General features: G+C 62.1%; 25 protein-coding genes. 4 read left to right on the top strand and 21 right to left on the bottom strand.

Annotated elements, in window-relative coordinates; genetic code table 11:
- Positions 1–6: 6 nt before the first annotated feature.
- The 14 genes from nuoI to MUY37_RS07765 form a co-directional block, all read right to left on the bottom strand.
- Complete coding sequence (nuoI, locus tag MUY37_RS07830) at positions 7–492, bottom strand: NADH-quinone oxidoreductase subunit NuoI (RefSeq protein ID WP_115416842.1); 486 nt, start codon at positions 490–492, stop codon at positions 7–9.
- The gene (gene nuoH, locus MUY37_RS07825; RefSeq protein ID WP_499194789.1) at positions 489–1550 is read right to left on the bottom strand and encodes an NADH-quinone oxidoreductase subunit NuoH; all 1062 of its coding nucleotides are present in this window, start codon (positions 1548–1550) and stop codon (positions 489–491) included. Before nuoH ends, nuoI begins: the two co-directional genes overlap by 4 nt.
- The gene (gene nuoG / locus MUY37_RS07820; RefSeq protein WP_499194788.1) at positions 1547–3556 is read right to left on the bottom strand and encodes an NADH-quinone oxidoreductase subunit NuoG; all 2010 of its coding nucleotides are present in this window, start codon (positions 3554–3556) and stop codon (positions 1547–1549) included. The genes nuoH and nuoG overlap by 4 nt, the downstream gene beginning before the upstream one ends.
- On the bottom strand, positions 3556–4284 hold the full coding sequence (locus tag MUY37_RS07815; RefSeq protein ID WP_499194787.1) for a hypothetical protein: 729 nt from the start codon (positions 4282–4284) through the stop codon (positions 3556–3558). The genes nuoG and MUY37_RS07815 overlap by 1 nt, the downstream gene beginning before the upstream one ends.
- Positions 4285–4295: 11 nt before the next feature.
- Positions 4296–5588, bottom strand: a complete 1293-nt coding sequence (gene nuoF, locus MUY37_RS07810) for an NADH-quinone oxidoreductase subunit NuoF (protein WP_499194786.1) — start codon at positions 5586–5588, stop codon at positions 4296–4298.
- A complete protein-coding gene (locus tag MUY37_RS07805) occupies positions 5588–5728 on the bottom strand; it encodes a hypothetical protein (RefSeq protein WP_499194785.1) in 141 nt (46 codons plus the stop codon). The genes nuoF and MUY37_RS07805 overlap by 1 nt, the downstream gene beginning before the upstream one ends.
- Complete coding sequence (locus MUY37_RS07800) at positions 5728–6396, bottom strand: complex I 24 kDa subunit family protein (RefSeq protein ID WP_499194784.1); 669 nt, start codon at positions 6394–6396, stop codon at positions 5728–5730. Before MUY37_RS07800 ends, MUY37_RS07805 begins: the two co-directional genes overlap by 1 nt.
- On the bottom strand, positions 6389–6568 hold the full coding sequence (locus MUY37_RS07795; protein WP_499194783.1) for a hypothetical protein: 180 nt from the start codon (positions 6566–6568) through the stop codon (positions 6389–6391). Before MUY37_RS07795 ends, MUY37_RS07800 begins: the two co-directional genes overlap by 8 nt.
- Positions 6568–7785 carry an NADH-quinone oxidoreductase subunit D gene (locus MUY37_RS07790; protein WP_499194782.1) on the bottom strand — a complete coding sequence of 406 codons (1218 nt, stop codon included), beginning with the start codon at positions 7783–7785 and terminating at the stop codon, positions 6568–6570. The genes MUY37_RS07795 and MUY37_RS07790 overlap by 1 nt, the downstream gene beginning before the upstream one ends.
- On the bottom strand, positions 7782–8318 hold the full coding sequence (locus MUY37_RS07785) for a hypothetical protein (RefSeq protein WP_499194781.1): 537 nt from the start codon (positions 8316–8318) through the stop codon (positions 7782–7784). The genes MUY37_RS07790 and MUY37_RS07785 overlap by 4 nt, the downstream gene beginning before the upstream one ends.
- The gene (locus MUY37_RS07780; RefSeq protein ID WP_499194780.1) at positions 8315–9166 is read right to left on the bottom strand and encodes an NADH-quinone oxidoreductase subunit C; all 852 of its coding nucleotides are present in this window, start codon (positions 9164–9166) and stop codon (positions 8315–8317) included. Before MUY37_RS07780 ends, MUY37_RS07785 begins: the two co-directional genes overlap by 4 nt.
- A 6-nt stretch (positions 9167–9172) precedes the next feature.
- Positions 9173–9739, bottom strand: a complete 567-nt coding sequence (locus MUY37_RS07775; RefSeq protein ID WP_499194779.1) for a NuoB/complex I 20 kDa subunit family protein — start codon at positions 9737–9739, stop codon at positions 9173–9175.
- Between the two features lies 1 nt (position 9740).
- Positions 9741–10115, bottom strand: a complete 375-nt coding sequence (gene ndhC, locus MUY37_RS07770) for an NADH-quinone oxidoreductase subunit A (protein WP_499194778.1) — start codon at positions 10113–10115, stop codon at positions 9741–9743.
- Between the two features lie 148 nt (positions 10116–10263).
- Complete coding sequence (locus tag MUY37_RS07765) at positions 10264–11694, bottom strand: coniferyl aldehyde dehydrogenase (RefSeq protein WP_499194777.1); 1431 nt, start codon at positions 11692–11694, stop codon at positions 10264–10266.
- 105 nt (positions 11695–11799) lie between these two features.
- Between MUY37_RS07765 and MUY37_RS07760 the strand changes: the two genes are divergently transcribed.
- Together MUY37_RS07760 and MUY37_RS07755 are read left to right on the top strand one after the other, a co-directional pair.
- Entirely contained in the window at positions 11800–12996 is a 1197-nt protein-coding gene (locus tag MUY37_RS07760) for a thiolase family protein (RefSeq protein ID WP_499194776.1), read from the top strand.
- Between the two features lie 56 nt (positions 12997–13052).
- Entirely contained in the window at positions 13053–13502 is a 450-nt protein-coding gene (locus MUY37_RS07755; RefSeq protein WP_499194775.1) for a hypothetical protein, read from the top strand.
- Positions 13503–13517: 15 nt separating this feature from the next.
- On the opposite strand, the gene MUY37_RS07750 is transcribed toward MUY37_RS07755, so the two are convergent.
- Entirely contained in the window at positions 13518–13991 is a 474-nt protein-coding gene (locus MUY37_RS07750) for an SH3 domain-containing protein (RefSeq protein WP_499194774.1), read from the bottom strand.
- Between the two features lie 92 nt (positions 13992–14083).
- On the opposite strand from MUY37_RS07750, the gene MUY37_RS07745 reads away from it, so the two are divergent.
- Complete coding sequence (locus tag MUY37_RS07745; protein WP_499194773.1) at positions 14084–15100, top strand: 2-hydroxyacid dehydrogenase; 1017 nt, start codon at positions 14084–14086, stop codon at positions 15098–15100.
- Positions 15101–15103: 3 nt separating this feature from the next.
- Here MUY37_RS07745 and MUY37_RS07740 read toward each other — a convergent pair whose 3' ends face one another.
- The 6 genes from MUY37_RS07740 to MUY37_RS07715 all read right to left on the bottom strand — a co-directional run bounded on the left by MUY37_RS07740 (position 15104) and on the right by MUY37_RS07715 (position 22369).
- A complete protein-coding gene (locus MUY37_RS07740; RefSeq protein WP_499194772.1) occupies positions 15104–15559 on the bottom strand; it encodes a GNAT family N-acetyltransferase in 456 nt (151 codons plus the stop codon).
- 2 nt (positions 15560–15561) lie between these two features.
- A complete protein-coding gene (locus MUY37_RS07735; protein WP_499194771.1) occupies positions 15562–16968 on the bottom strand; it encodes an NAD(P)H-dependent flavin oxidoreductase in 1407 nt (468 codons plus the stop codon).
- Positions 16969–16971: 3 nt separating this feature from the next.
- Complete coding sequence (locus MUY37_RS07730; protein ID WP_499194770.1) at positions 16972–17727, bottom strand: class I SAM-dependent methyltransferase; 756 nt, start codon at positions 17725–17727, stop codon at positions 16972–16974.
- Positions 17724–18851 (bottom strand): peptide chain release factor 2, encoded by a 1128-nt coding sequence (prfB, locus tag MUY37_RS07725; protein WP_499194769.1) that lies wholly within the window; start codon positions 18849–18851, stop codon positions 17724–17726. The genes MUY37_RS07730 and prfB overlap by 4 nt, the downstream gene beginning before the upstream one ends.
- A gap of 83 nt (positions 18852–18934) precedes the next feature.
- On the bottom strand, positions 18935–21433 hold the full coding sequence (locus MUY37_RS07720) for a penicillin-binding protein 1A (RefSeq protein WP_499194768.1): 2499 nt from the start codon (positions 21431–21433) through the stop codon (positions 18935–18937).
- A gap of 63 nt (positions 21434–21496) precedes the next feature.
- Positions 21497–22369: an N-acetylmuramoyl-L-alanine amidase family protein gene (locus tag MUY37_RS07715; protein ID WP_499194767.1), complete on the bottom strand. Its 873-nt coding sequence runs from the start codon at positions 22367–22369 to the stop codon at positions 21497–21499.
- Positions 22370–22810: 441 nt separating this feature from the next.
- Between MUY37_RS07715 and MUY37_RS07710 the strand changes: the two genes are divergently transcribed.
- Positions 22811–25558, top strand: coding sequence for an Rne/Rng family ribonuclease (locus tag MUY37_RS07710; RefSeq protein WP_499194766.1), 2748 nt, complete (start codon positions 22811–22813; stop codon positions 25556–25558).
- The last annotated feature ends 34 nt before the right edge of the window (positions 25559–25592 follow it).

The raw sequence follows: 25592 nt of genomic DNA, 5'->3' as shown, positions 1-25592 counted from the left end.
CGGCGGTTAGCGATAGGGCGCGTCGGCTTCAAGGTTCGCGGCGATCGCACGCTCCCACTTGTCCCCGTTGGCCAGCAATTTCGCCTTGTCGTACAGCAGTTCCTCGCGCGTTTCGGTCGCGTATTCGAAGTTCGGTCCTTCGACGATCGCATCGACCGGGCAGGCTTCCTGGCAGAAGCCGCAGTAGATGCACTTGGTCATGTCGATATCGTAGCGCGTGGTGCGGCGGCTGCCGTCCTCGCGCGGTTCGCTCTCGATCGTGATCGCCTGCGCGGGGCACACGGCCTCGCACAGTTTGCAGGCGATGCAGCGTTCTTCCCCGTTGGGATAGCGGCGCAGCGCATGCTCACCGCGGAAACGCGGGCTGATCGGGTTCTTCTCGAACGGGTAATTGATCGTCACCTTTGGCTTGAAGAAGTACTTCAGCGTGAGGGCGTGCGCCTTCACGAACTCCCACAGGGTGAACGACTTGATCAGATGCGCGACGCTCATGCGGCGGCTCCATAGTGGCCGGTGGCCATGAGATATCCGGAAATGACAACGACGAAGCCAAGGCTGAGCGGCAGGAAGACCTTCCAGCCCAAACGCATCAACTGGTCGTAGCGATAGCGCGGTACGGTGGCCATGACCCAGCTGAACATGAAGAAGAAGAAGAAGGTCTTCAGCAGGAACCAGACGATCCCCGGCACATCGAACCACGGAATGAGGTCGATATCGAGCGGGGGGAGCCAGCCACCGAAGAACAGGACCGTGTTGAGCGAGCACATCAGCAGGATGTTGGCGTATTCGCCCAGCCAGAAGAGCGCGAAGCTCATCGAGCTGTATTCGGTCTGGTAACCCGCGACGAGCTCGCTCTCCGCCTCGGTCAGGTCGAAGGGCACGCGCTGCGTTTCGGCAAGGCAGGAGATGAAGAACATCACCCAGATCGGGAAGATCAGCGGGTGCACGACATAGGCATTGATGATGCCGAGGCCGAACTGCTGCTGCGCGGCGACAATGCCGGACAGGTTGAACGTGCCTGCGAACAGCACGACGCAGACGAGGATGAAGCCGATCGAGACTTCATAGCTGATCATCTGCGCGGCGGCACGCATGGCCGAAAAGAACGGGTATTTCGAGTTACTCGCCCACCCGCTCATGACCACGCCGTAAACGCCGAGGGAACTGATCGCGAGGACGTAGAGCAGGCCGACGTTGATATCGGCAAGCACAACGCCCGCATCGAAGGGGATCACCGCCCAGGCGAGCAGCGCGACCGTGAAAGTCACGATCGGTGCGAGCAGGAAGATACCCTTGTTCGCCGCGCTCGGAATGATGGTTTCCTGCAGGAACACCTTCAGACCGTCGGCAAAGCTCTGCAGCAAGCCGAAGGGGCCGACCACATTCGGGCCGCGGCGCAAATTGATCGCCGCCCAGACTTTGCGGTCGACATAGATTATCATCGCGACCGCCAGCATCAGCGGCAGCGCGATCAGCAGGATGCCCGCGATCGTCGCGGTGAACCACGCCCATTCGTAGTTCATGCCGAGGGATTGGAAGAATTCGGTCATTCCGCAGCCTCCGCGAGCTCGCCATTGCCGAGCAGTTCGCTCGAGCACTGCTGCATCACCGCGCTGGCGCGGGCGATCGGATTGGTGAGGTAGAAGTCCTTGATCGGATAGGCGTTGATGACGCCCTCTGCCTTGGCCTTAGCATCTGCCTTGGGCAAGGCCCCGTAGTTCGCGAGGCCTTCCTCGCCCAGCGCCGGGATTTCAGCGATCATCGCCGACTGAAGCTCTGCGAAGCTATCGAAGCCGACATTAACGCCCAGCGCATCGGCCAGCGCACGCAGGATCGTCCAGTCCTCGCGCGCGTCACCCGGTGCGAAAACGGCCTTCTCGGCAAACTGCACGCGCCCTTCGGTGTTGACGTAGGTCCCGTCCTTCTCGGCAAAGCTGGCGCCCGGCAGGATGATGTCCGCCGCGTGCGCACCGCGATCGCCGTGATGGCCGATATAGACCTTGAGCGCGTCGGCGAAGGGTTCGAAATCCATCTCGTCCGCGCCAAGGCTGATGACCACCTTGGGCTTCGCCGCCGCGATGTCCTTCATCCCGCCCTTCTGCGCATAGCCGAGCATCAGCCCGCCCATGCGCGCGGCGCTGAAGTGCATGACGTTGAAACCGTTCCAGCCATCCTTCGCGAGACCGTAAGTCTCGGCGAAGGCAAGGCCCGCGCCGAGCGCGCCTTTGGCGAGAGCCGCACCGCCCATGATGATAGCGGGACGTTCCGCACCCTTGAAAGCCTCGGCGACTTCCTTCGGGAGCTTGGACAGGACCGACAGGTCCTCGCCGAGGAATTCGGCTGGATAGGTTGTCTCCCAGCGCGGGCCGATGACGAAAACCTTGGCGCCGCGCTTCACCGCCTTGCGGAGGCGGACATTCACCAGCGGGGCTTCCCAACGAATGTGGCTGCCGACGATCAGGATCGCATCGGCGGTCTCGATCCCCGCGAAGGTCGAGTTGAAATTCACTGCGGCAAGATTCGACACATCGTAATCCATGCCGGTCTGGCGGCCTTCGAGCAGGCTCGATCCGCAAGCCTCCAGCAGCGCCTTGGCTGCGAACATGGTTTCGCAATCGACCATGTCGCCCGCGATGGCGGCAATGTCCTTGCCCGGCTTCGCCTTGGCGATAGCCTTGAAAGCCTCGTCCCAGCTCGCGGGCTGGAGGCCGCCCCTCTTGCGCATGAACACTTTGTCGAGGCGGCGCTTGGTCAGGCCATCGACCTGGTAACGGCCCTTGTCGGACAGCCATTCCTCGTTGACGTCGTCATTGATACGCGGAAGCGCGCGCATGACTTCGCGGCCACGGCTGTCGAGACGGATGTTCGCGCCGACGGCATCGGATACGTCGATGCTGAGCGTCTTCTTGAGCTCCCACGGCCGCGCCTCGAAAGCATAGGGGCGCGAGGTGAGTGCACCGACCGGACACAGGTCGATCACATTGGCGCTCAACTCGTGTTCGGCGGCCTGTTCCAGATAGGTCGTGATCTGCATATCCTCGCCGCGACCGACCGCGCCGATCTCGTCCACGCCCGCGATTTCCTCGCTGAACCGGACACAACGCGTGCAATGGATGCAGCGCGTCATGACCGTCTTGATCAGCGGCCCCATATATTTCTCGGTAACCGCGCGCTTGTTTTCTTCATAGCGCGTCGCCCCGCGGCCATAGGCGACCGATTGGTCCTGCAGGTCGCATTCGCCGCCCTGGTCGCAGATCGGGCAATCGAGGGGGTGGTTGATAAGGAGGAATTCCATCACGCCTTCGCGCGCGGTCTTCACCATCTCGCTGTCGGTGCGGATTTCTTGGCCCTCGGTAGCCGGGAGCGCACAGCTTGCCTGCGGCTTGGGCGGCCCGGGTTTCACCTCGACCAGGCACATGCGGCAGTTGCCGGCGATCGACAGCCGCTCGTGATAGCAAAAGCGTGGGATTTCCTTGCCCGCCAGCTCGCAGGCCTGAAGAACGGTCGCGCCGTCCGGAACCTCGATTTCCTGTCCGTCTACGGTGACTTTAGGCATTATTCCGCGGCCTCCATCACACGTTCCGCACCAAATCGCACCCGCGACCATAGGCCGTCTGCAACCAGTGCCCTCACGCTCAAGGGCGTAAGAACGATCTCCTGCCCCTGCGTCACGCACCTGCCCAGCGTCGGGACAAGCGCGTTCACTGCTGCCAATTCATCATCGCTTGCGGGAGTAGTCCGCAAAAGACGATCGGCATCGGCAGGTGCATTGAAGACGATACAGTCGGCAAGCGCTCCGTATAGCCTAGCCTGAACGACTTTGCCGGACTCTACAAAAACCCTGTTGGTAAGGAATTCATCGTCGTCCGGGCCAAGCTGCGGCGGTTCACGTGTCGCACTCAGGTAAGCTTCTTCGGCTAGCAATGGCCGCAGGCCATCCATTTGAAACGACATCATCGCTCTCAATTGATCGTCGGTCATTGCTCGGGACAGGCACTTGGACATCCCAAGTTTCTCGACCAGATCGGCTTCATCAAAGCCAAGTTGCTCGAAGTTTACGGTCTTCGGGTCGCTGCTGTTTAGCAAACGATCGACGACATCGTCGTCTCGCTCGTAAATGCAGCGGGCGAAGTCCTTTTTCATTTTCCGAGCAAGGTCGGGATCGATCGCTTTGGGGTTGCTAGCGATACGAGTGCCTGCAGGAGTATGCGGCTTCAGTTGGGCATGACCTGGACTCCCGCAGAGGACGCCCACGAAGATCGAACCAACGATGATCGCTTTCAAGCAGGACACCCTCATTCCGCTGCCTCCGCGAACTTGGCGTTGTGCTCATTGATCCGGCGTTCGAGCTCGGGGCGGAAGTGGCGGATGAGGCCCTGGATCGGCCATGCGGCTGCATCGCCCAGCGCGCAGATGGTGTGGCCTTCGACCTGCTTGGTGACCTGCTGCAGCATGTCGATTTCCTCGATTGCTGCGTCGCCGGTGCGCAGGCGTTCCATCATGCGCCACATCCAGCCCGTGCCTTCACGGCAGGGGGTGCACTGGCCGCAGCTTTCGTGCTTGTAGAAATAGGACAGGCGGCTGATTGCGCGGACGATGTCGGTCGACTTGTCCATAACGATGACACCCGCCGTGCCGAGGCCCGAGCCGAGGTCCTTGAGGCCGTCGAAGTCCATCGGCGCATCCCAGATCTGCTCGGCCGGGACCAGCGGGACCGACGAACCGCCGGGGATCACGGCAAGGAGGTTGTCCTTGCCGCCCACGATGCCGCCGCAATGCTTTTCGATCAGCTCGCTGAACGGGATCGAAAGCGCTTCCTCGACCACGCAGGGCTTGTTCACATGGCCGCTGATCTGGAAGAGCTTGGTGCCCTTGTTGTTCTCACGCCCAAAGCTCGCGAACCAGCTTGCCCCGCGACGCAGGATGGTCGGCACGACGGCGATCGATTCCACGTTGTTGACCGTGGTCGGGCAGCCATAGAGGCCCGCGCCGGCCGGGAATGGCGGCTTGAGGCGGGGCTGACCCTTCTTGCCTTCGAGGCTCTCGATCATCGCAGTCTCTTCACCGCAGATGTATGCGCCCGCGCCGCGATGCAGGAAGACGTCGAAATCGTAGCCAGACTTTGAAGCGTTCTTGCCGATCAAACCGGCGTCATAGGCTTCGTCGATAGCGGCCTGCAGCGTCTCGGCCTCGCGGATATATTCGCCGCGGATGTAGATATAGGCCGCCCTCGCCCGCATGGCGTAACCGGCGACCAGTGCGCCTTCGATCAGCTTGTGCGGATCGTGGCGGATGATCTCGCGGTCCTTGCACGAACCGGGTTCGGATTCGTCGGCATTGATGACGAGGAAGCTGGGACGGCCGTCCTTCGATTCCTTCGGCATGAACGACCATTTGAGCCCCGTGGGGAAGCCCGCACCCCCGCGACCGCGAAGGCCCGAAGCCTTCACTTCCTCGATGATATTGTCATGCCCGCGCGCGATCAGCGACTTGGTATCGTCCCAGTCGCCGCGCTGCTGCGCCGCCTTCAGGCCCCAGTCCTGGAAGCCATAGAGATTGGTGAAGATGCGGTCCTTGTCAGCCAGCATCAGAATGCGCCCCCTTGCGAGAGGAAGTAGATGGCGGCGACCGCGATCACTGCGAGCACACCGAATTTTACGAGGCCGACGAGCAGCTTCCAGGCAATGAAGCCGACGATCAGCGCGATGAGGATGGTGGCAATGCCCATCACCATTCCTTCCGGTAATCGTGATTGGCGTCGACCATTTCCTTAAGCGTGGTCGGCCCGCCTTGGGGTTCGCTGGTGCGCTTGCCTTCGATCTGCGTGCCGGTCTTGGGCTGCTTGCCTGCGGCCAACTCGTCGAGAATCGCGTCGAGGCGCTCAGGGCTGAGGTCCTCGTAATTGTCGTCGTTGATCTGGACCATTGGTGCGGTGGCGCAATTGCCCATGCATTCGACTTCGGTGAGCGTCCACAGGCCGTCTTCCGTGACATGGCCCTTCTTCATGCCGCGCTTCTTGCAGGTCTCGAACAGACCGTCCGAACCGCGCAGCATGCAGGGCGTCGTGCCGCAGACCTGCACGTGGTACTTACCCACCGGCTTCAAATTGTACATGAAGTAGAAGCTGGCGACCTCGAGCACGCGGATGACCGGCATATCGAGATAGTCGGCAACATATTCGATTACCGGCAGCGGCAGCCAGCCCTGCGTATCGGTTTCCTCGCCGACCTGGCGTTGGGCAAGGTCGAGCAGCGGCATTACGGCAGAGCGCTGGCGCCCTTCGGGATAGCGCGCAATCGCCGCGTCCGCGCGCTCACGGTAGCTTTCGGTGAACTCGAAAGCGCCCCAGCGCTCGCGCAGCTCAGGGGTATCGGGTGCGGGGGAACGGTCAGCCATTGATCAACCTGCGTTCGACATAGCGGCCCACATAGAGACCGATGACGGCAGCGAAGGCCGTCGAGAGAATTTCCTTGAGCGACGCTTCGCCGTGGAAGGCGGCGAGGTAAGCCGCCACAGCGGAAGCGAATGCAGCGAATGCAACGACGAAGATGAACAGTTCGCGGGCCATTAGCGATCACACTCCCCGAACACGACATCGATGGCGCCAAGGATGGCGGTGGCATCAGGCAGCATGTGGCCTTTCGACATGAAATCCATTGCTTGCAGGTGGCTGAAGGCCGTCGGACGGATCTTGCAGCGATAGGGTTTGTTAGAGCCGTCGCTGACGAGATAGACGCCGAATTCGCCCTTGGGGCTTTCGGTCGCGACATAGACTTCGCCCGCAGGCACGTGGAAGCCCTCGGTGTAGAGCTTGAAGTGGTGGATCAGCGCTTCCATCGACTGCTTCATCTCGGCGCGCTTAGGCGGCGAAACCTTGCGGTCATCGGAGCAAATCGGGCCACTCGGCATCTGCGCCAGGCACTGCTTGATGATCTTCGCGCTCTCGTAAACTTCCTTCACGCGCACGACGAAGCGGTCGTAGCAGTCCGAATTGGTGCCGACGGGGATGTCGAACTCCATCCGGTCGTAAACATCGTAGGGCTGCGACTTGCGCAGGTCCCACGGGATGCCCGCAGCGCGGATCATCGGGCCGGAGAAACCCCAGGCCACGGCGTCGTCCTTGCTTACGACAGCGATATCGACATTGCGCTGCTTGAAGATGCGGTTGTCGAGCACGAGGCTCATTGCATCGCCGAACAGCTCGGGAAGGCGGTTGTCGATCCAGTTGCCGATATCGACCAGCAGCTTCTCGGGCACGTCCTGGTGGACGCCGCCGGGGCGGAACCATGCCGAGTGCATGCGCGCGCCAGAGGCACGCTCGAAGAAGTTCATGCAGTCTTCGCGCAGCTCGAACACCCACAGGTTCGGCGTCATCGCGCCGACATCCATCACATGTGCGCCGATGTTCAGCATGTGGTTGCAGATACGGGTCAGCTCGGCAAACAGCACGCGCAGATACTGCCCGCGCTCGGGCACTTCGACGTTGAGCAGCTTCTCGATCGCGAGGACGTAGCTGTATTCCTGCGCCAGCGGGCTGCAATAGTCGAGCCGGTCGAAATACGGCAGCGCCTGCAGGTAGGTCTTGTGCTCGATCAGCTTTTCGGTGCCGCGATGCAGCAGGCCGACATGCGGATCGATCCTCTCGATGATCTCGCCGTCGAGCTCCATGACCATGCGCAGCACGCCGTGCGCCGCAGGGTGCTGAGGCCCGAAGTTGATCGTGTAATTGGTAATCACCTCGTCGCCGGTCGTCGGCGACTCTTCAAGATGCATGGCGTGGCTCATGCGCAGATCCAGTTACCGCTATAGGATTGGGTTTTGCCTGCCGCATCGCGCACCGTGACGTTTGCGGGGCGGCTCTGCTGCTCGCCCGCTGCCGGGGTCACGGTGATGGCGAAACCTTCCCCGTTGAAGGTTGTCCCGTTCCTGATGGCGTCGAGACCCCCCATATCGGCATCGACGACGATCAGGCTTCCGCCAAGCCGAACCACAGCCTTACCGGGAAGCGCCTTGTCGCGCATACCGGCGGCAATCAGCATTTCTTCACTGCCGACCATCAACGTGCACCCGCCGTCGCGCGGGCCAAGTTCGACGCCGCCAATGTCGCCGAGCTTCTGAAGCGCTGTAAGATCGGCGCCAGCGGGCGGCACTGGAACGGCAGTGTTTGGAGCATCCGGGTCAGCCCCGGCGAGCTCGGTTGCCTCGCCACCCTGGCCAATTCGATCGGCAAAAGCGTCGGCATTTTCCTGCTCGGCAGGTTCGGAGGAACAGGCCGCCAGAGCGAGAGCCGCAAGAGGAAGAAAAAGACGATGCATCATTTCCCATCCTTTGTCTTCGGCTCGGTGGCCTCGGCAGTGTCTGTCGTTTTGCCCTTGCGCTCGGAACGGGCCGGCTCGTCTTCGGTCGGCTCGGGCGCCGGAGGACTCTTGCCGCCGTCCTTCTCGGCCGGAGCGTCCGCGCTGACCTTTTCGGCAGCCTTGGCATCGGCCTTTGCCCCCGCGCCCGTCTGTTTTGGGCTTTCGGTAGTCTTGGGATCGTCGACCGGTGGCGTGTCCGCTTTCTCGTCGCCCGGCAGCACGTAATCGGCACCTTCCCACGGACTCATGAAATCGAACTGACGCAGGTCCTGGGCAAGCTCAACCGGCTCGTAGACGACGCGCTTCTCGTCTTCCGAATAGCGCAACTCGTGATAGCCGGTGAGCGGGAAATCCTTGCGGAAGGGATGCCCTTCGAAGCCGTAATCGGTCAGGATACGACGCAGATCGGTATTGCCCGCGAACAGCACGCCATAGAGGTCGAACACTTCGCGCTCGAGCCAGCCCGCATTGGGCCACAGCGTGGTCACGGTCGGCACGGGCGTATCTTCGGAAGCCGAACACTTCACCATGATGCGGCTATTGCTGGTGAGCGAGAGCAACATATAAACCACTTCGAACCGCTCGGCGCGGCTGGGATAGTCAACCCCCGCGATTTCCATCAACTGCTGATAATCGTGATCGTCACGCAGGATGCGTAGCGCATCCCCGATGCTGTCGCGCTTCACGGTGAACAGCAACTCGCCATGTTCTTCATCCGCCTCGACGAGATGATCGCCGAGAGCCTGCGTAAGCGTAGCCTTGAGCCCGTCGATCTGCGTGAACCGGGGCGCGGAATGTAACACTGCCATCGCCACTTACCTTTCGATCGTGCCCGCGCGGCGGATTTTCCGCTGCAGCTGCATCACGCCGTAGAGCAACGCCTCGGCAGTCGGAGGGCAACCGGGAACGTAGATGTCCACCGGCACGATGCGGTCACAGCCACGCACGACGGAATAGCTGTAATGGTAATAGCCGCCGCCATTGGCGCAGCTACCCATCGAAATAACGTATTTCGGTTCCGACATCTGGTCGTAAACCTTGCGCAACGCCGGAGCCATTTTGTTGCACAGCGTGCCGGCGACGATCATCACATCCGACTGTCGCGGCGACGCACGCGGCGCGACGCCGAAACGCTCCATGTCGTAGCGCGGCATGTTGACGTGGATCATCTCCACCGCGCAACAGGCAAGACCGAAGGTCATCCACCACAGCGATCCGGTCCGCGCCCATTGGAACAGATCCTCGGTCGACGCGACGAGGAACCCCTTGTCGTTCACTTCGGTCTGTAGGGCGTTGAAATAATCCGCATCGGGCTGGCGCACCTCGCCGCCTTGCGCGGCGGGGACGCTCTGAGGCGGGGTGATGATGGTAGAAGTGCTCATGTCAGTCCCAGTCCAGCGCGCCCATCTTCCATTCATAGGCCAGGCCGATAGCCAGGATGCCCAGGAAGATCATCATGGCGATCCAGCCCGTCCACCCGGTATATTCGAGGCTCACCGCCCATGGAAAGAGAAAGGATGCCTCCAGGTCGAATAGCAGAAAGCTGATCGCGACGAGATAGAATTTCACATCGAATTGGCTGCGCGGCTCTTCGAACGCCGGGAAGCCGCATTCATACTCGCTGAGCTTTTCCGCATCGGGTTTGTGTGCACCCGTGAGCCGCGAAACGCCCATCGGCAGGAACACGAAAAGCGCCGAAAGAGCCACGGCGATGAACAGGAAGATCAGGATGGGCAGGTATTGTTCGAGGTCGACCACGAATGATTCCTAGGCGTCGGGCTTGGTTCGCGCCCGCCTCTAGGCCGCTCGCCCGTATGGTGCAAGGGTGCGGATGGCCCAATTCCTGCACAAACCGATATGCTCCCCAGTTGGAGGCCCCGCCCGAAGACAAGGGCCTCCATTATCGCTATCTCATCATCGTCTTGACGGCTTTTTCCGTGGCCGGACCATAGGGCGGCTTGAACCCGCCCAGCTTGGCGACGTCAATCTTGGGCTGAGTATAGACGCTGCGCGCATGGCTGAATTCGCGAAAACCCTCCACTCCGTGATAGCTACCCATGCCCGATGACCCGACACCGCCGAACGGGAGGTCTTCCATCGAGACGTGGAAGATAACGTCGTTCACGGTCACGCCGCCGCTGATGGTCTTGGTCAGAACCTTCTCGCGCTCTCCGGCATCCTGGCCGAAATAGTACAGACCCAGCGGACGGTCGTGCTCGTTCACGTAATCGATGGCCTCATCGATATGGCCGTAGGTCTTCACCGGCAGGACGGGACCGAAGATCTCCTCCTGCATCGCCTTCATGTCTTCGGTAACGTTTTTGAGGATCGTCAACGGCATCTTGCGGGCATTGGTGTTGGAGAAATCCTCATTGCCCGGATTGACCTCGATCACTTCCGCGCCCTTGTCGCGCGCATCGGCCACCAGTTCCTGCAGACGGTCGAAGTGGCGATCGGTCACGACGCTGGCATAGTCTTCGTTGTCGAGCAGCGTCGGATACATATTGGCGGTGCCCTGCCACACGCCGTGAATCGCTTCGTCCTGCTTGCTTTCGGGGACGTAGAGGTAGTCGGGTGCGAGGCAGATCTGGCCCGCATTCAGCATCTTGCCCAGCGCAACGCGTTCGCCTGCCTTGGCGAAATCGGCGCTTTCGCCCATGAAGACCGGCGACTTGCCGCCGAGTTCGAGCGTGACGGGCACGAGGTTCTTCGCCGCTGCTTCCATGACCTTGCGACCTGTGGCGGTCGAGCCGGTAAAGATCAGGTGATCGAAGGGCAGCTCGCTGAAAGCCGCCGCAACTTCGGGGCCGCCGGTGAAGACCGCACATTCATCGGGGGTGAAATACTCTTCCACCAGTTCCTTGGTCAGCAGGCTGGTTTTCTCGGTGAATTCGCTCGGCTTGATCATTGCGCGATTGCCGGCAGCAAAAATCTGCATCAGCGGGCCAAAGGCAAGATTTACCGGGAAGTTCCACGGGCTGAGAATCCCGACGACACCCTTGGGTTCGTAGCGCACCTCGGCCTTCGCGCCGAGCAGGCCGAGCGGGAACTGGACATGGCGTTTCTCGGGGCGCGCCCACTTGTCCATGTGCTTGAGGCAATATTTGCCGAAATTCACGGTGCCCGCAATGTCGGTAATCATCGACTGGTGCGGCGAGCGGTTGCCGAAATCGGCGGCCATCACCTTGCACAGGTCTTTACCATGGTCCGTGAGCAGCTTGATTGCGCGCTCGATCCGGTCCTTGCGCAGCGCCATCGGCTCGGGGCGCATCTGGTGGTGGGCGGCTCGCTGCTTGCGCAGTACGACTTCCATTTCACTTTTCCGTTCGTCCGCCATTGCTCTCTCCGTTTGATCTTGCTGCAATGCAGCACTAGGATATTGGGCAACCAGATAGGTCGCCTTCGGCAACTGATATTCCAGAACACAAGGACCAGCACAAGCATGACCCAGTTCAGCGCATCCGATCCCGTCGTCATTTTGTCCTACGCCCGCACTCCGATGGGCGGCATGCAGGGCGCGCTCGCCGATGTCTCGGCAACCGATCTCGGCGCAACGGCAGTCAAGGCGGCGGTCGAGCGTTCTGGCGTCGCGCCCGACAAGTTCGACCGCACATATATGGGGTGCGTGCTGCCCGCAGGTCTCGGTCAGGCCCCTGCCCGCCAGGCCTCGATCAAGGCAGGTCTGCCCAAGTCGGTGCAGGCGACCACAGTCAACAAGGTCTGCGGCAGCGGTATGCAGACGGTGATCATGGGCGCAGAAGCGCTGGCCAGCGGCACGATCGACTATGTCGTCGCGGGCGGCATGGAAAGCATGACCAACGCGCCTTACCTGCTCAAGAAACACCGCTCGGGCGCGCGCCTGGGCCATGACACGACCTACGACCACATGTTTCTCGACGGGCTCGAAGACGCCTATGAGGAAGGCCGCGCGATGGGCACCTTCGCGCAGGACACCGCCAATGACTATCAGATGACGCGCGAGGAGATGGACGATTACTCGATCGAATCGCTCCGCCGCGCCAATGCCGCGATCGAAAGCGGCGCCTTCGATGGTGAAGTCGTGCCGGTCACCTTCTCCACCCGCAAGGGCGATGTGACGGTCGAGCACGACGAACAGCCCGGTAAGGGCCGCCCCGACAAGATCCCGCAGCTGCGCCCGGCCTTCGCCAAGGACGGTACGATTACCGCAGCGACCTCCTCCTCGATCTCCGACGGCGCAGCGGCGGTTGTGCTGACGCGCGAGAGCGTTGCGAAGACCAACGGGCAGGAACCGGTCGCCAAGATCGTCGCCATGGCCGCCCACGCACAGGAGCCTTCGGAATTCACCGTTGCCCCGATCGGCGCGATCGAGAAAGTGCTCGACAAGGCGGGTTGGTCTGCCGACGAGGTCGACCTGTGGGAAGTGAACGAGGCCTTCGCCTGCGTGGCGATGTTCGCCATGCGCGATATCGGCATCCCGCATGAAAAGATCAACGTGAACGGCGGCGGCACCGCGCTCGGCCACCCGATCGGTGCCAGCGGTACGCGTATCATCGTGACACTGCTCAACGCGCTCAAGAGCCAGGGGAAGAAACGTGGTATTGCGTCGCTGTGCATTGGCGGCGGCGAGGCAACCGCCGTGGCGGTCGAACTCGTTTGATGCGGCGGGCAGCCTCCCTGCCCGAACGCGCCAGCTACAGGGACAGGGAGTTTGCCATGAAGACCAAATTTTTCCTCGCAGCGGCCAGTGCGGCACTGGTCGCCTGCGGGGGCGCCGAGGACACGGACGAAGCGATCAAACCGGTCGAAGCGGAGCTCGACAGTACCGCTATGGGCGATATCTCGGGCACTTACGAAATTGCCATGGCCGATGGGACCGTTGTCCTGCAGACGATCAATGCCGATGGCACTTATGTCGAAACCACCCCCGAGGGTGCGCGCACCGGCGGCGGAGCATGGCGCATCGGCGAGAATGGCCGGATGTGCTTCGATCCCGAAGGCGAACCCAGCGAGGAATGCTATTCGGGCGGAGAACCGGGTGAAGACGGAGCCTTCGAAATGCAAGACGCGGACGGCACGGTCCAGTCGACCGTGCGCAAGCTCGATCCGGACGCCGTCGCCACCGCCCCGCCAGCAGCTACCGAGGCGGCTCCGGCGGCGGAATAGCCAGTAAAAGCAGCGCTACGGCTCGCCGGCACCCCACAGGCGCGATTCGCGAACAAAGCCCTGGCGGTTTCCGACAGCAAACTCGCACCATTCATCGGCGCACTCGCCCAATGCCCCGACCACGCCGGGCTCGACTCGCCATTTGAGCGGTGCGCCGTCGTTCCCATCCGCGCGCATATCCGCCAGGCCCTCGCCGGTAACGATCGCCGCGCGCTCCGGACTCAGCAGCCGGGCAACCACCCAGCCCCGCGCGCCATCCGGGTCTTCGATCAGTCGCCAGCCTTCCATCAGGCGCAGGACTTTTACCGGCAGGCCGGGGCGGCGATAAACCCAGTCTATCTTGTAATCGGCGCTCGGCCCCACGCGCATGTTGAGCACGCTGGCCCGGATACTCGCCCAATAGGGCACTTCGCGATCCTGTGCGTGGCCCGGCCCAGCCAGGCCCACAAACAGAAGGAAAAGTATGAAAAGGCGCGCAAACATGGTCATCTGAGTCGACTATAGACCGTGAACAGTCAACGCTCTTCGCGCATCCGAATCCTTGACCGCTCCCCTCCCCGCGTCCTAGCGATCGTTCCCGCATGGAACGTTCCGATACCCGCCCCGCCAAACGCCTCGACCGCACCCCGCGCGTGTTCGTCACACGCCACCTGATGCCAAATGTCGAGGACCGAATGGGCGAGCTATTCGACGTGCGCCTCAACCCGGAGGATGTGCCGCTCGAGCGCGAGCAGCTGATCGAGGCGATGCAGGATTGCGACGTGCTTGTCCCTACCGTCACCGACCTGATCGATGCGGAGATGATTGCAAGTGCGGGTGAAAATCTCGGTCTGATCGCCAATTTCGGTGCCGGGACCGAGCACATCGATCTGAATGCCGCTGCCGACCGGCACATCATCGTATCCAATACGCCGGGCGTGTTCACCGACGATACCGCCGATCTCACCATGGCCGGGATCATCGGCGTGCCGCGCCGCGTGCGCGAGGGCGTCGAACTGATCCGCAGCGGGAGGTGGACCGGATGGACGCCGACTGCGCTGCTGGGCACCAAGCTGGCGGGCAAGGTGCTGGGTATCGTCGGTATGGGGCGCATCGGCCAGGCGGTGGCACACCGCGCACGCGCCTTCGGGCTCGAAATCGCCTATCACAACCGCAAGCGCCTGCCCGAAGCGGTGGAGCGCATGTTCCACGCCCGCTGGGTCGAAAGCCTCGACGAATTGATGGGAACGGCCGACATTCTCACCCTTCATTGTCCTGCAGGGCCAAATACGCACCATATGATCGATGCGCGGCGGATCGACCTGATGAAGGACGGCGCGAGCCTCATCAACACCGCGCGCGGCGACCTTGTCGACCAGGAGGCGCTGATCGCGGCGCTGGAGAGCGGCAAGCTCGCCGGGGCGGGGCTCGACGTCTATCCCGACGAACCCAATGTCGACCGCCGCCTGATCCGCCATCCCAACGTGATGACCCTGCCCCACATCGGCAGCGCGACGCGCGAGGGCCGCGAGGAGAGCGGCCTCAAGGTTATCGCCAATATCCGGATGTGGGCCGACGGGCACAGGCCGCCGGATCAGGTACTCTCCGGCCTCGGCTAAGGCTCAGAGAGCCTTTTCGTAGAAGATATTGAATTCGGTCTCGGTGTAATCGCCGAACGCGCCGCAGCGCGTGAAACCGTTACGCAGATAAAGGCGATTGGCGGGTTCGAAGGCCTCGCCGGTCCCTGTCTCTAGCAGAAGGCGCGAGTAGCCGCGCTCCCTCGCAGTCGCATCGATCCGATCGAGCAGTGCCTGCCCTACGCCTCTGCGCAGAGCGCTGCCTTCGGTGCGCATCGACTTGATCTCGCCGACATCGGCAGAAAGCTCCATCAGCGCACCGATTCCCATCAGCGAATCGCCCTCACGCGCCTCGAACACGGTGACATCGGTCCGGTCCAAGCCGGACAAATCGAGCGCGAAGGAAGTCCCCGGCGGCGATGCCTGATACATCAGCCGCTGGTGGCGCGTGACAAGTTCCCTCACATCGGCATCGGCAAGGCTGGCGATGCCGATGTCCATGCTCAGTCGCCTGTCAGGATGCGCTCGACCAGTTCCTTCACCGTCGGGGTGAAGTTGTTCGAATAGAACGGGTCCTGCTTGAAGCGGTAGGCCGCGTGGCCGGCGAAAGCCAGATTTTCGTCCGGGTCGCCGCCATGGGCGATGTCCTGAAGGGTCTTCTGGATACAGAAACTGCGCGGGTCGGCAAGGCGGCCGGTGGTGTGATCGTCGTGATCCTTCCAGCTCGAGAACTGGCAATGCGACAGGCAGCCCATGCAGCCCTGCTGGTCGGCGCGGATCTGCTCGGCGCTTTCGGGAGTGACGAAGACCACGGTATTATCGGGGGTCTTGAGCGCTTCGGTAAAGCCTTCATGCATCCAGGCCTGCGCTTTGCGCTGATCGCCGGGGTGGACGAAATAGTATTTCGCCTTGCCGTGATCCATCAGCGGGATGGTGCCTTCTTCCTCATCGCGCTTGAAGATCGGAATCTGACGCTCGCTGCGGTGCATCAGGTCATAGAGGAACGGCGTTTTTACCGCGCTCGAATAGAACCCGGTCGGGCTGAATTTGTGCAGCAGGACATCGCCCGGTTCGACCGTGCGCAGCATATCCTTCCAGACCTGCGGGATCGGGCTTTCCTGCGTCAGCAGCGGGCGGGTGCCGAACTGGAAAAGCACCTTGCCGAGCTCGGGATTGTCGATCCAGTTTTCCCATTCGCGCAGGAACCACACACCGCCGGCCATGACGATGCCGGTTTCCTCCGAAACGCCTTCCTTGCGCATCGTCTCGCGCAGCGCCTTCACACGCGGATAGGGATCTTCCGGCTTGGTGGGATCCTCGGCGTTGGACAGACCGTTGTGGCCGCCCGCCAGCCAGGGATCTTCATAGACCACGGCGGCCATCAGGTCGGGCACCTTCGAATAGCTGCGCTTCCACAGCGCGCGAAAGGCGCGGGCGGAGGAGATGATCGGCAGGTAATGAACATTGTGCCGCGCCGCGATTTCGGCGAGCTTATAGGGCATGCCCGCGCCGCAGGTGACCCCCGTCACGAGGCCGGGGCAGTTTTCAAGGATGCCCTCCAGCACCTGCTGCGCGCCACCCATTTCCCACAGCACGTTGATGTTGATCGCGCCCTTGCCGCCCGCGATATCATGCGCGCGCTTGACCTGTTCGGTGCCGCCATCGATTCCGTAGCGCACGAGCTGTTCGAACCGCTCCTTGCGGGTGGCCTGCGTATAGACCTGCGGGATCGGGCTGCCGTCCTCGTCATAGCTGTCGGCATTGACCGCGCTGACCGTGCCGATCCCGCCTGCGGCCGCCCAGGCACCCGAGCTCATATGGTTGGTGGCCGAAACGCCCTTGCCGCCTTCGACAAGCGGCCAGACTTCCTTGCCGCCATAGGTAATCGGCTCGAGACCCTTGAAACTCATGTGTTACGCTTTCTCTCTTTTGGCAGGGCGCTCGGCCCCTTCGCCCAGCGCGGCACGATCGCCGCGGCAGGGCTCAATCTCTCCAGGTGCCGGCCTCGTAGCGGCTGCCTTGAACTGTGCATAGTACCCGGCCAGTTCGGGCGCATCCTTGAAGGCGACCAGCTCGTACCCCGCCGCCTCGAATTCGCAGCTCAGTAGAAGGGGATCGATCCCATGGCGGTCGGTCGGGCGGTCGATATCGACCACCACCACCTGCCCTCCATCACGCAAGGCCGGCCACATTCGCCAGAGAAATTCGTAAGGCTGCTCGATCTCGTGATACATATGGACCATGAAGATGCGATCGAAGCTGTTGGCCGGCAGTTTGGGATCGGCCAATTCGCCGAGCCGAATCGAAACATTTTCCAGTCGATACCGTTCGATCCTGCGGCCGAGCCGACTAAGCGCCTCGCTGTCGATGTCCTGCGCGAGCACGCGCCCGGTATCGCCCACTCGCTCGGCGAGGCGCACGGTGTAGTATCCATTGCCCGCGCCGATATCGGCCACCGTCATGCCTTCGGCGATTTGCGCGAGATCCATAACCGTTTTCGCCTCGCCCCGGCTGTCGCGCTGGTCTTCGGTTGAAAACTGGTTGGAACCCACCTTGGAAACCGGGCGATCGGGTTCCGGAAAGCGCGGTGTTTCGTCACCGCCGATTACCTCGCCATTACATGCCGCGAGCAGTGCCAAGGTGGAAATCAAGGCGAACCAGCGCCTCAATCCTCGTCCTCCACCTCGACGGTCTCGCCCGTTACGCGCTGTGCGAGCGCCGCCGAAATGAAAGGGTCGAGCGCACCATCGAGCACGTCATCGGGCGTCGGCGACTGTACACCCGTGCGCAGGTCCTTCACCATCTGGTATGGCTGGAGGACGTAAGAGCGGATCTGGTGGCCCCACCCGATCTCGCTCTTTTCCTGATATTCACCCGAAGCCGCGGCCTCGCGCTCAGCCATCTCGCGCTCGAACAGACGCGCCTTCAGCATGTTCATGGCAGTGGCGCGGTTTTTATGCTGACTGCGATCGTTCTGGCTGGCGACCACGATGCCGGTCGGCTGGTGCGTAATACGCACGGCGGAATCGGTGGTGTTGACGTGCTGTCCGCCCGCCCCGCTTGCGCGGTATGTATCGATTTTCAGATCGGAAGGATTGATTTCGATATCGATATCGTCGTCGATCACTGGATACACCCAGACCGAGCTGAAGCTGGTGTGGCGGCGCGCGGAGCTATCGTAGGGGCTGATCCGCACCAGTCGGTGCACGCCGCTTTCGGTCTTCGCATAGCCATAGGCGTTTTCGCCCTTGATCAGCAGCGTCGCGCTCTTGATGCCGGCCTGGTCTCCGGCGGCATATTCCACCGTTTCGACTTTGAAGCCGCGCCGTTCCGCCCACCGGGCATACATGCGCAGCAGCATCTCGGCCCAATCCTGACTCTCCGTTCCGCCTGCACCGGCATTGATCTGAAGATAGGTGTCGTAGCTGTCCGCTTCGCCAGACAGCAGCGCCTGGACCTTATCGCGGTCGGCCCGCTCGGCGAGACGGGCCAGCGTATCTAACCCCTCGCGCTCGATATCGGCGTCGCCCTCGGCTTCGCCCATCTCGACGAATTCGATGGCATCGGCCATCTCGCTTTCGATCTCGCGGACAGTGTTGATCGCGGTTTCGAGCCGTTTCTGCTCTTGCGTAATCGCCTGAGCCTGCTTGGGATCGTCCCACAAGGTCGGATCCTGAACACGCGCATCGAGCTCTTCCAGGCGGCGCAGCGCGCGTTCCCAGTCGAGCGACTGCCGCACAAGCGAAAGCGCTGCTTCGATCCGTTCGATGTGGGCCTGCCCTTCGGCACGCATAGAAAATTCCTTCGCTTGGGATTGATCCTGCCCCTAATGCGCGCGGGCGGATTGTAAAGTGCAGCGCCCGCCAGGCGCGCGCGTCAGTAAATTCCGCCCTGATCCTCGACGAAGTCGCTCGGCTCGTCATCTCGGCCGCTATTGGCGGCGCTGGTGGCACCTTGTCTGCCACGCCGGATCAGTTCGAGGATTTCGTTGCGTTTGGCCGCAATAGCGTCCGAGCGGGTAGAGCGCGGCGGTTCCGTGTCCGGCTTGAAGGCTTCCCAGATGATCGCGGCGGTCGGTTCGTCGGAGGGCGTACCATCGAATACACGTTTGCCGGTGCGGCGGTCGATCTTGACCATACGAATGCCTGGCGGAGCGATGAAATCCTCTGCCGTCCAGCGATCCTTCGTCGCTTCGACGAACCGCTTCATGATGGTTGCGGCGGTATTGCCGCCCTGCACCCATCCGCCCAGATTGCGCGGCTGGTCGAAACCGACATACATCCCCGCGATAATGTCGGGCGAACCGCCCACGAACCAGGCATTGGTCGGGCCATTGGTCGTCCCGGTCTTCCCGAACAGCGGCAGATCGAGGCTGCGCAGGCGCACCGCCGTACCCCGCGTCACCACGCCCTGTAGCATGTGAACCATCTGAAACGCGGTACGCGGGTCCATCACCTGCCGGCCCGAGACATCGAAGCGCGGCATCGGCTGACCGTCCCACTCTTCCATATTGCAGCCCGAACAATCGCGGGTGTCGGTGCGGAAGATCACTTTCCCATCGCGATCCTGGACATAATCGATCACCGATCCTTCGTTCTGGCGACCCCAATTGGCCAGCGCGGCATAGGCATTGACCATGCGCGCAACGGTTGTGTCCCCGGCACCCAAGGCAAAGGAATAGTAAGGCTCGTATTCGCCGATCCCGAGGCGGGCCATGGTTTCGATAACATTGTTCATGCCGGCATCATCGGCGATGTGAACGGTCATCAGATTGCGGCTCTGCTCCAGACCCCAGCGCATGGTATGCACTCCGCCACCACCGCCACCGAAGTTGCGGAAGCATTTCTCGCCGAGATTTGCCCCTTGCCAGACGCAGAAGGTCTGGTCGGGCACCTGGGTCGCCGGAGTCATCCCCTGATCCAACGCCGCGGCATAGACGAAGGGCTTGATCGTCGAACCGGGCTGCCGCAGCGCCTGTGTGGCCCGGTTGAAGCTGCCCAGGCGACTATCGAATCCGCCCTGCATGGCAAGGATCCGCCCCGTCTGCGGCGCTTCCGCCAGGAAAGCGCCCGACACCTCGGGAACACCGCGGATCGCGTAGCCATTGCCCGATTTCACGGCAGCGACCACATCGCCCGCCTTGAGTGTCGACGGCCCTCCCGACAAGGTATGTTCCTCGCCGTCGGTGAAACCGACACGGCCGGGCGCTGTCACCACACCGATACGCCAATCCTCGTAGTTTATCGAGATATTGGATGACGCAAGCTGCGCTGTCAGATTGCCATTGTCCGGATTGAGCGTGGCGATCGGGCCGGTGAAACCTCGGTTGCCATGATAGCTGATGAGCTGCGCGCGCAGCGCATCGCGGGCCGCATCCTGCAGCCCGGTGTCGAGCGAGGTACGTACCCATAGCCCCCCCGAATAGACGCTGTTGCGACCATCGTCGGCGGTTTCTCCAAATTTTTCGATGAGCTGTCGGCGTACCTCTTCGAGAAAATAGCCCGCATCGGCGGAGCGTACGCTCCGCTGCCGGACGAGCCCGAGGTCCAACTGCTTCGCCGCCGCGCCTTCCGCGGCGCTGATGAAATCATTGGCGACCATCTGGTCGAGCACGAAATTGCGCCGCACTATCGCCATGTCGCGATAGCGTTCGCGGCCATAGCGTTCGGGGGCCTTGGGCAGAATCGCAAGGAAGGCCATCTCGTGCAGGTCGAGATCACCGACATCCTTGTCGAAATAGGCGCGCGCGGCCGCCTGTACGCCGAAGCTGCGACGACCGAGCGGAATTTCGTTGAGGTAAAGCTCCAGGATCTCCTGCTTGGTCAGCACGCTTTCGATGCGCGTGGCAAGGATCATTTCCTTCAGCTTGCGCGTCACCGAATATTCGTCGCCCAGCAGCAGGTTCTTGGCGACCTGCTGGGTAATGGTCGAGCCGCCGACCGCGCGTTCGCCCGATCCGAATTTGGTGGCGTAATCGATCACCGCATTGGCAGTGCCGGTTATATCGACACCGCCATGGCTGAAGAAGGTCTTGTCTTCGGCCGAAAGATAGGCCTCGATGAGGCGCTGCGGGAAATCCACATATTGCAACTGCACCCGGCGTTCGCGGGCATAGGTATGGACGATCTCGCCATCGATGCCGCGTACCACGGTGGGTAGCGGAGTTTCGTATTCGAGCAGCGATTCGGCATCGGGCAGGTTGCGGCCGAGCGTGGCCCAGGCCAGCACCAGCGTGACAACCGCGAAGCCCCCGATATAGCTAGCGGCGCGCAGTTTCCGACTATGCGCCCAATTATCGACGAACCACGCCACCAGACGCTTCGGATCGCGGCTGATGCGGTAACGGTAATAGGTCAGAGAAGGTTCGTCGGACATGATCTTGGAGGAGCCTCTAGCACGCCGTTTCTGCAAATCGCCAGAACGAACAGTGTTCTGGTGTCAGCTTTCTTCCTGTCGCGCGAAATAGGCGCGGATCGCGCGCGCCATCACCTTGGCGAAACGCGCCCGGCCTTCGGGGGATGCAAGCCGCTGGGCATCGGCCTCGTTGGTTATGAAACCGCTCTCGAACAGAACCGAAGGCACGTCGGGTGCGCGCAGCACCTTGAGCGCTGCGGAGTGGCGCGATCTGGGATGGAAGCGGATCGCGCCCTCCCCCTCACGGCGGATCAGCCGCGCGAACTCATCCGATTGTTCCTGCGTGCGCCGTTGCGACAGCTCCACGAGGATAGTGCTCACGGTGTCGCTCTGCCCCCCCAGGTCGATGCCGTTCAGGCGGTCGGATGCATTCTCGCGCGCGGCAAACCGCGCCGCCGCTTCGCTGGATGCCGCATTGGACAGGGTATAAATGCTCGCTCCGGTTACTTCGGCCGCATCGCCCGCGCTGTCGGCATGGATGGACAGAAACAGATCGGCGTCGAGGCGGCGCGCGATATCGATCCTTTCGGCGTGAAGGAGATAACGATCGTCGTCGCGGGTCAGTGCCACGCGAACGGTTCCTTCCCGCTCGAGCTCGTCGCGCAAGGCCCGGGCAAGGCCGAGCACCACGGTCTTTTCGCGGTAACCCTGGCCCGATGCGCCTGGATCGTGCCCCCCGTGGCCGGGGTCGATGACCACCAGGGGAAGACCCTCCCGGCCCGCGATTTGAGGGAGGGCCGCAGGAACATCCGCCTGCGGAAGTTCGGCCCGCAGCACATATTCCCTGCCGATTGCTGGCACGGGAATCCGCTGGGCCGTGGCAATAAGCGCTGCGCACAAGACCACTGGCAACAGCAGCAGCAAAAGGATTTGCGCACGGATCGACATCGCCCGCATGGTTATGACCTTGTTATCCAATCACGCAATATGGTTGCCGTGCGAAACCCACGGTGCTAGCGACATCGTACCGGTTTTCCGATGCCTCCGATCGGCGCGAATATTCCGCGACGAAGAGGGTCACCGTGAAAAACCGTTTTTTTTCAGGCTATAGCGGCAAGAGCCGCCTCGGCCCAAGACAATACAGGTTGATGCCGGACATGGCCCGTTTTTCCCCGACAACAGCAGCAAAGGCTCCCGCCTATGCCGCCGTGTCGGGCCGGACAGCGCCCAATATGCGCAGGGCTACTCCCGCAGTCACGAATACCCGGCCTTTCCTACAGAGCGAACACGGCCGGTTAGCAAACACCGCGATGCCCAGACAGGGCCGCGGAATTTCCAACGTAATGCGCCGCGCAAACGCAGGGTTCGCCCTGCCCCGACGCGGCTGGAGAAATATCAATGGCAACGCGCATGCTTATCGATGCGCGCCACCAGGAAGAAACCCGGGTGGCGGTACTCAAAGGCAATCGGATTGAGGAGTTCGATTTCGAATCTGCCGATCACAAGCAGATAAAAGGCAATATCTATCTGGCGAAAGTCACGCGGGTCGAACCCTCGCTGCAAGCCGCTTTCGTCGATTTCGGCGGTAATCGCCACGGTTTCCTCGCCTTCAGTGAAATCCATCCCGACTATTATCAGATTCCCAAGGAAGATCGCGAAGCCTTGCTGGCCGCAGAGGCCGAGGCTGCCGAGGAAGAGCAGCGCCTGCGCGACGAGGAAGAGCAGCGCGGCGAAATGCCGGGCGAGGAATACGACGCCGATGACGAAAGCGCCGAGGCGCTGGCCGAAGATCTGGCCGAAAACGGGCTGGAGGAAGTCGATACGTCCGATAAGGACGACGTCGCTACCATCGAGGAAGGTCATCTCGACCGCGAGGACGAAGAAGACGACTCGGATGACGAGGATTCGGACGAAGACGAAGAAGACACCGACAATCGGCGCAACGACCGCGCTCGCCGCGGTCGTGGCCGTGGTCGTCGCCAGGGCAAGGGTGGCCGCGCGCGGGCCAAGGAAGTGGACGAAGCGCGCGCCAAGCGCATGGCGCTGCGTCGCCGCTACAAGATCCAGGATGTAATCCAGCGCCGCCAGGTCCTGCTCGTGCAGGTCGTCAAGGAAGAGCGCGGGAACAAGGGCGCCGCGCTGACGACCTATCTCAGCCTTGCCGGCCGCTATACGGTCCTGATGCCGAACAGCAGCCATGGCGGCGGCATTTCGCGCAAAATTTCAAGCGCTTCGGACCGTAAACGACTGAAACAGGTCGTCTCCGCCCTCAGCCTTCCGCGCACCATGGGTTTGATCGTGCGCACTGCCGGCCTCAGCCGCACCAAGACCGAAATCAAGCGCGACTTCGATTATCTCGCCCGGCTGTGGGACGAAATCCGCGAACGAACCCTCTCATCCTCGGCACCTGCCTTGATCCACTCGGACAGCGACCTGATCAAGCGGGCCATCCGCGACATCTACAATCGCGAGATCGAGGAAGTCATCGTCGAGGGCGAGGATGGCTATAAATCGGCCAAGCAGTTCATGAAGCTGCTGATGCCGAGCCATGCCCGGCGCGTGAAGCAATATTCGGACCCCGTGCCGCTGTTCCAGCGCTATGGTGCGGAAGATCAGCTCAAGGCGATGTACGATCCGGTGGTCCAGCTCAAATCGGGCGGCTATCTGGTCATCAATCCGACCGAGGCGCTGGTGTCGATCGATATCAACTCGGGCCGCTCCACCAAGGAGCACAATATCGAGCAGACCGCGCTGCACACCAATCTCGAAGCCGCGCGCGAGATCGCCCGCCAACTGCGCCTGCGCGACATGGCCGGCCTCATCGTCATCGACTTCATCGACCAGGAGCATCACTCCAACACCCGCAAGGTCGAGAAGGCGATGAAGGAAGCGCTCAAGAACGATCGCGCGCGCATTCAGGTCGGCCGCATCTCGAGCTTCGGCCTGATGGAAATGAGCCGCCAGCGCCTACGCACCGGCGTACTCGAAGCGACCACCCGCGACTGTCCGCATTGCGACGGCACCGGCCTCGTGCGCACCGCGTCGAGCGCAGGACTTTCGGCGCTGCGCCTGATCGAGGACGAGGCGGCCAAGGGCAAGGGTTCGACCATCCGTCTTGCCGCCAGCACCGAAGCGGCGGTTTACCTCCTCAACGAGAAACGCGCCGATCTGATGGAGATCGAGCAGCGCTATCGCGTAACCGTCGAGGTCGTTCCCGAAGGCGAGGACGAAGGCGCGAAGATGACCGTTTCGAGCCATGGCCCCAAGCCGAAGGATGCGCCCAGGTTCGAACCCATCGTCGATGACGATGGCGAGGACGATGTTTTCGATGAAACCGACGAGGACGACGGCGACGATGACCGTCCGCGCAAGAAACGTCGGCGGCGTCGCGGTGGCCGGGGTCGCAGCAAGAACCGCCAGCGGGACGATGAGGGCGATCAGGACGATGCCGACGATCTCGCCGACGACATGGAAGGCGACGAGGGCGATGATGAGGAAAGCGGCGATGACAAGCCCAAGAAGCGCCGTCGCCGGGGTGGCCGCCGCCGGGGTGGCCGCGGACGGGGCAAAAGTTCGGACGAAATAACCTCGCAAGACGCCGAAAAGCTGGAAGAGGTTTCCGAAGCCGTCGTCAAGGATATGGCGGTGGTTGCCGGTCCGGAGGATTCGCCGGAAACTGCGGAAGCCGTGGCCGACGCAGACGAAACGGACGGAAAGCCCAAGCCCAGGAAGCGCGCACCGCGCAAGAAGAAGGCGGACACCGCAGCCAAGGCCAAAGCCGACGAGACCGCCAGCGCGGAGGGCGAGGAAACCGAGAAACCGAAACCGAAAAAGCGCGCACCGCGCAAAAAGAAGGTGGAGGTAGAGCCGGAAAGCGTGACGGAAGCTACGGACGAGGCAAAAGCCGAAGACGAAGCCAAGCCCGCACCGAAGAAGCGCGCACCGCGCAAAAAGAAGTCCGTAGCCGAATCTCCGGCGCAGACATCATCCGAACCGGCGCCGCAGCCGGAACCCGAGCCCGAACCGGCGCCCCAGCCCGACGCGGCAGCGGCAGCGGCAGAGTCTGTGGCCGAGGAAAGCCCCGAACCAAGCAAACCTGCCAAACCCAAGCGCGGCTGGTGGCAGCGCACTTTTGGCGACGAATAGGTCGATTAGAGGGTTGGTGGACCGAACCGTTCGC

Source organism: Qipengyuania sp. ABI-127-1 (assembly GCA_022953095.1).
In the GTDB taxonomy this organism is placed as follows: Bacteria; Pseudomonadota; Alphaproteobacteria; order Sphingomonadales; family Sphingomonadaceae; genus Qipengyuania.
This window is presented reverse-complemented; position numbering and strand designations above follow the sequence as displayed.

What these genes read in the sequence shown, in the direction of transcription:
- nuoH (WP_499194789.1), bottom strand. Translation starts at nt 1,550, where the DNA reads ATGACCGAATTCTTCCAATCCCTCGGCATGAACTACGAATGGGCGTGG.
- MUY37_RS07735 (WP_499194771.1), bottom strand. Translation starts at nt 16,968, where the DNA reads ATGAGTTTCAAGGGTCTCGAGCCGATTACCTATGGCGGCAAGGAAGTC.
- MUY37_RS07785 (WP_499194781.1), bottom strand. Translation starts at nt 8,318, where the DNA reads ATGATGCATCGTCTTTTTCTTCCTCTTGCGGCTCTCGCTCTGGCGGCC.
- MUY37_RS07775 (WP_499194779.1), bottom strand. Translation starts at nt 9,739, where the DNA reads ATGAGCACTTCTACCATCATCACCCCGCCTCAGAGCGTCCCCGCCGCG.
- nuoG (WP_499194788.1), bottom strand. Translation starts at nt 3,556, where the DNA reads ATGCCTAAAGTCACCGTAGACGGACAGGAAATCGAGGTTCCGGACGGC.
- nuoF (WP_499194786.1), bottom strand. Translation starts at nt 5,588, where the DNA reads ATGCTGGCTGACAAGGACCGCATCTTCACCAATCTCTATGGCTTCCAG.
- MUY37_RS07745 (WP_499194773.1), top strand. Translation starts at nt 14,084, where the DNA reads ATGGAACGTTCCGATACCCGCCCCGCCAAACGCCTCGACCGCACCCCG.
- nuoI (WP_115416842.1), bottom strand. Translation starts at nt 492, where the DNA reads ATGAGCGTCGCGCATCTGATCAAGTCGTTCACCCTGTGGGAGTTCGTG.
- MUY37_RS07750 (WP_499194774.1), bottom strand. Translation starts at nt 13,991, where the DNA reads ATGACCATGTTTGCGCGCCTTTTCATACTTTTCCTTCTGTTTGTGGGC.
- MUY37_RS07740 (WP_499194772.1), bottom strand. Translation starts at nt 15,559, where the DNA reads ATGGACATCGGCATCGCCAGCCTTGCCGATGCCGATGTGAGGGAACTT.
- MUY37_RS07805 (WP_499194785.1), bottom strand. Translation starts at nt 5,728, where the DNA reads ATGGGCATTGCCACCATCCTCATCGCGCTGATCGTCGGCTTCATTGCC.
- MUY37_RS07710 (WP_499194766.1), top strand. Translation starts at nt 22,811, where the DNA reads ATGGCAACGCGCATGCTTATCGATGCGCGCCACCAGGAAGAAACCCGG.
- MUY37_RS07790 (WP_499194782.1), bottom strand. Translation starts at nt 7,785, where the DNA reads ATGAGCCACGCCATGCATCTTGAAGAGTCGCCGACGACCGGCGACGAG.
- prfB (WP_499194769.1), bottom strand. Translation starts at nt 18,851, where the DNA reads ATGCGTGCCGAAGGGCAGGCCCACATCGAACGGATCGAAGCAGCGCTT.
- MUY37_RS07795 (WP_499194783.1), bottom strand. Translation starts at nt 6,568, where the DNA reads ATGGCCCGCGAACTGTTCATCTTCGTCGTTGCATTCGCTGCATTCGCT.
- MUY37_RS07755 (WP_499194775.1), top strand. Translation starts at nt 13,053, where the DNA reads ATGAAGACCAAATTTTTCCTCGCAGCGGCCAGTGCGGCACTGGTCGCC.
- MUY37_RS07780 (WP_499194780.1), bottom strand. Translation starts at nt 9,166, where the DNA reads ATGGCAGTGTTACATTCCGCGCCCCGGTTCACGCAGATCGACGGGCTC.
- MUY37_RS07760 (WP_499194776.1), top strand. Translation starts at nt 11,800, where the DNA reads ATGACCCAGTTCAGCGCATCCGATCCCGTCGTCATTTTGTCCTACGCC.
- MUY37_RS07765 (WP_499194777.1), bottom strand. Translation starts at nt 11,694, where the DNA reads ATGGCGGACGAACGGAAAAGTGAAATGGAAGTCGTACTGCGCAAGCAG.
- MUY37_RS07715 (WP_499194767.1), bottom strand. Translation starts at nt 22,369, where the DNA reads ATGCGGGCGATGTCGATCCGTGCGCAAATCCTTTTGCTGCTGCTGTTG.
- MUY37_RS07800 (WP_499194784.1), bottom strand. Translation starts at nt 6,396, where the DNA reads ATGGCTGACCGTTCCCCCGCACCCGATACCCCTGAGCTGCGCGAGCGC.
- MUY37_RS07720 (WP_499194768.1), bottom strand. Translation starts at nt 21,433, where the DNA reads ATGTCCGACGAACCTTCTCTGACCTATTACCGTTACCGCATCAGCCGC.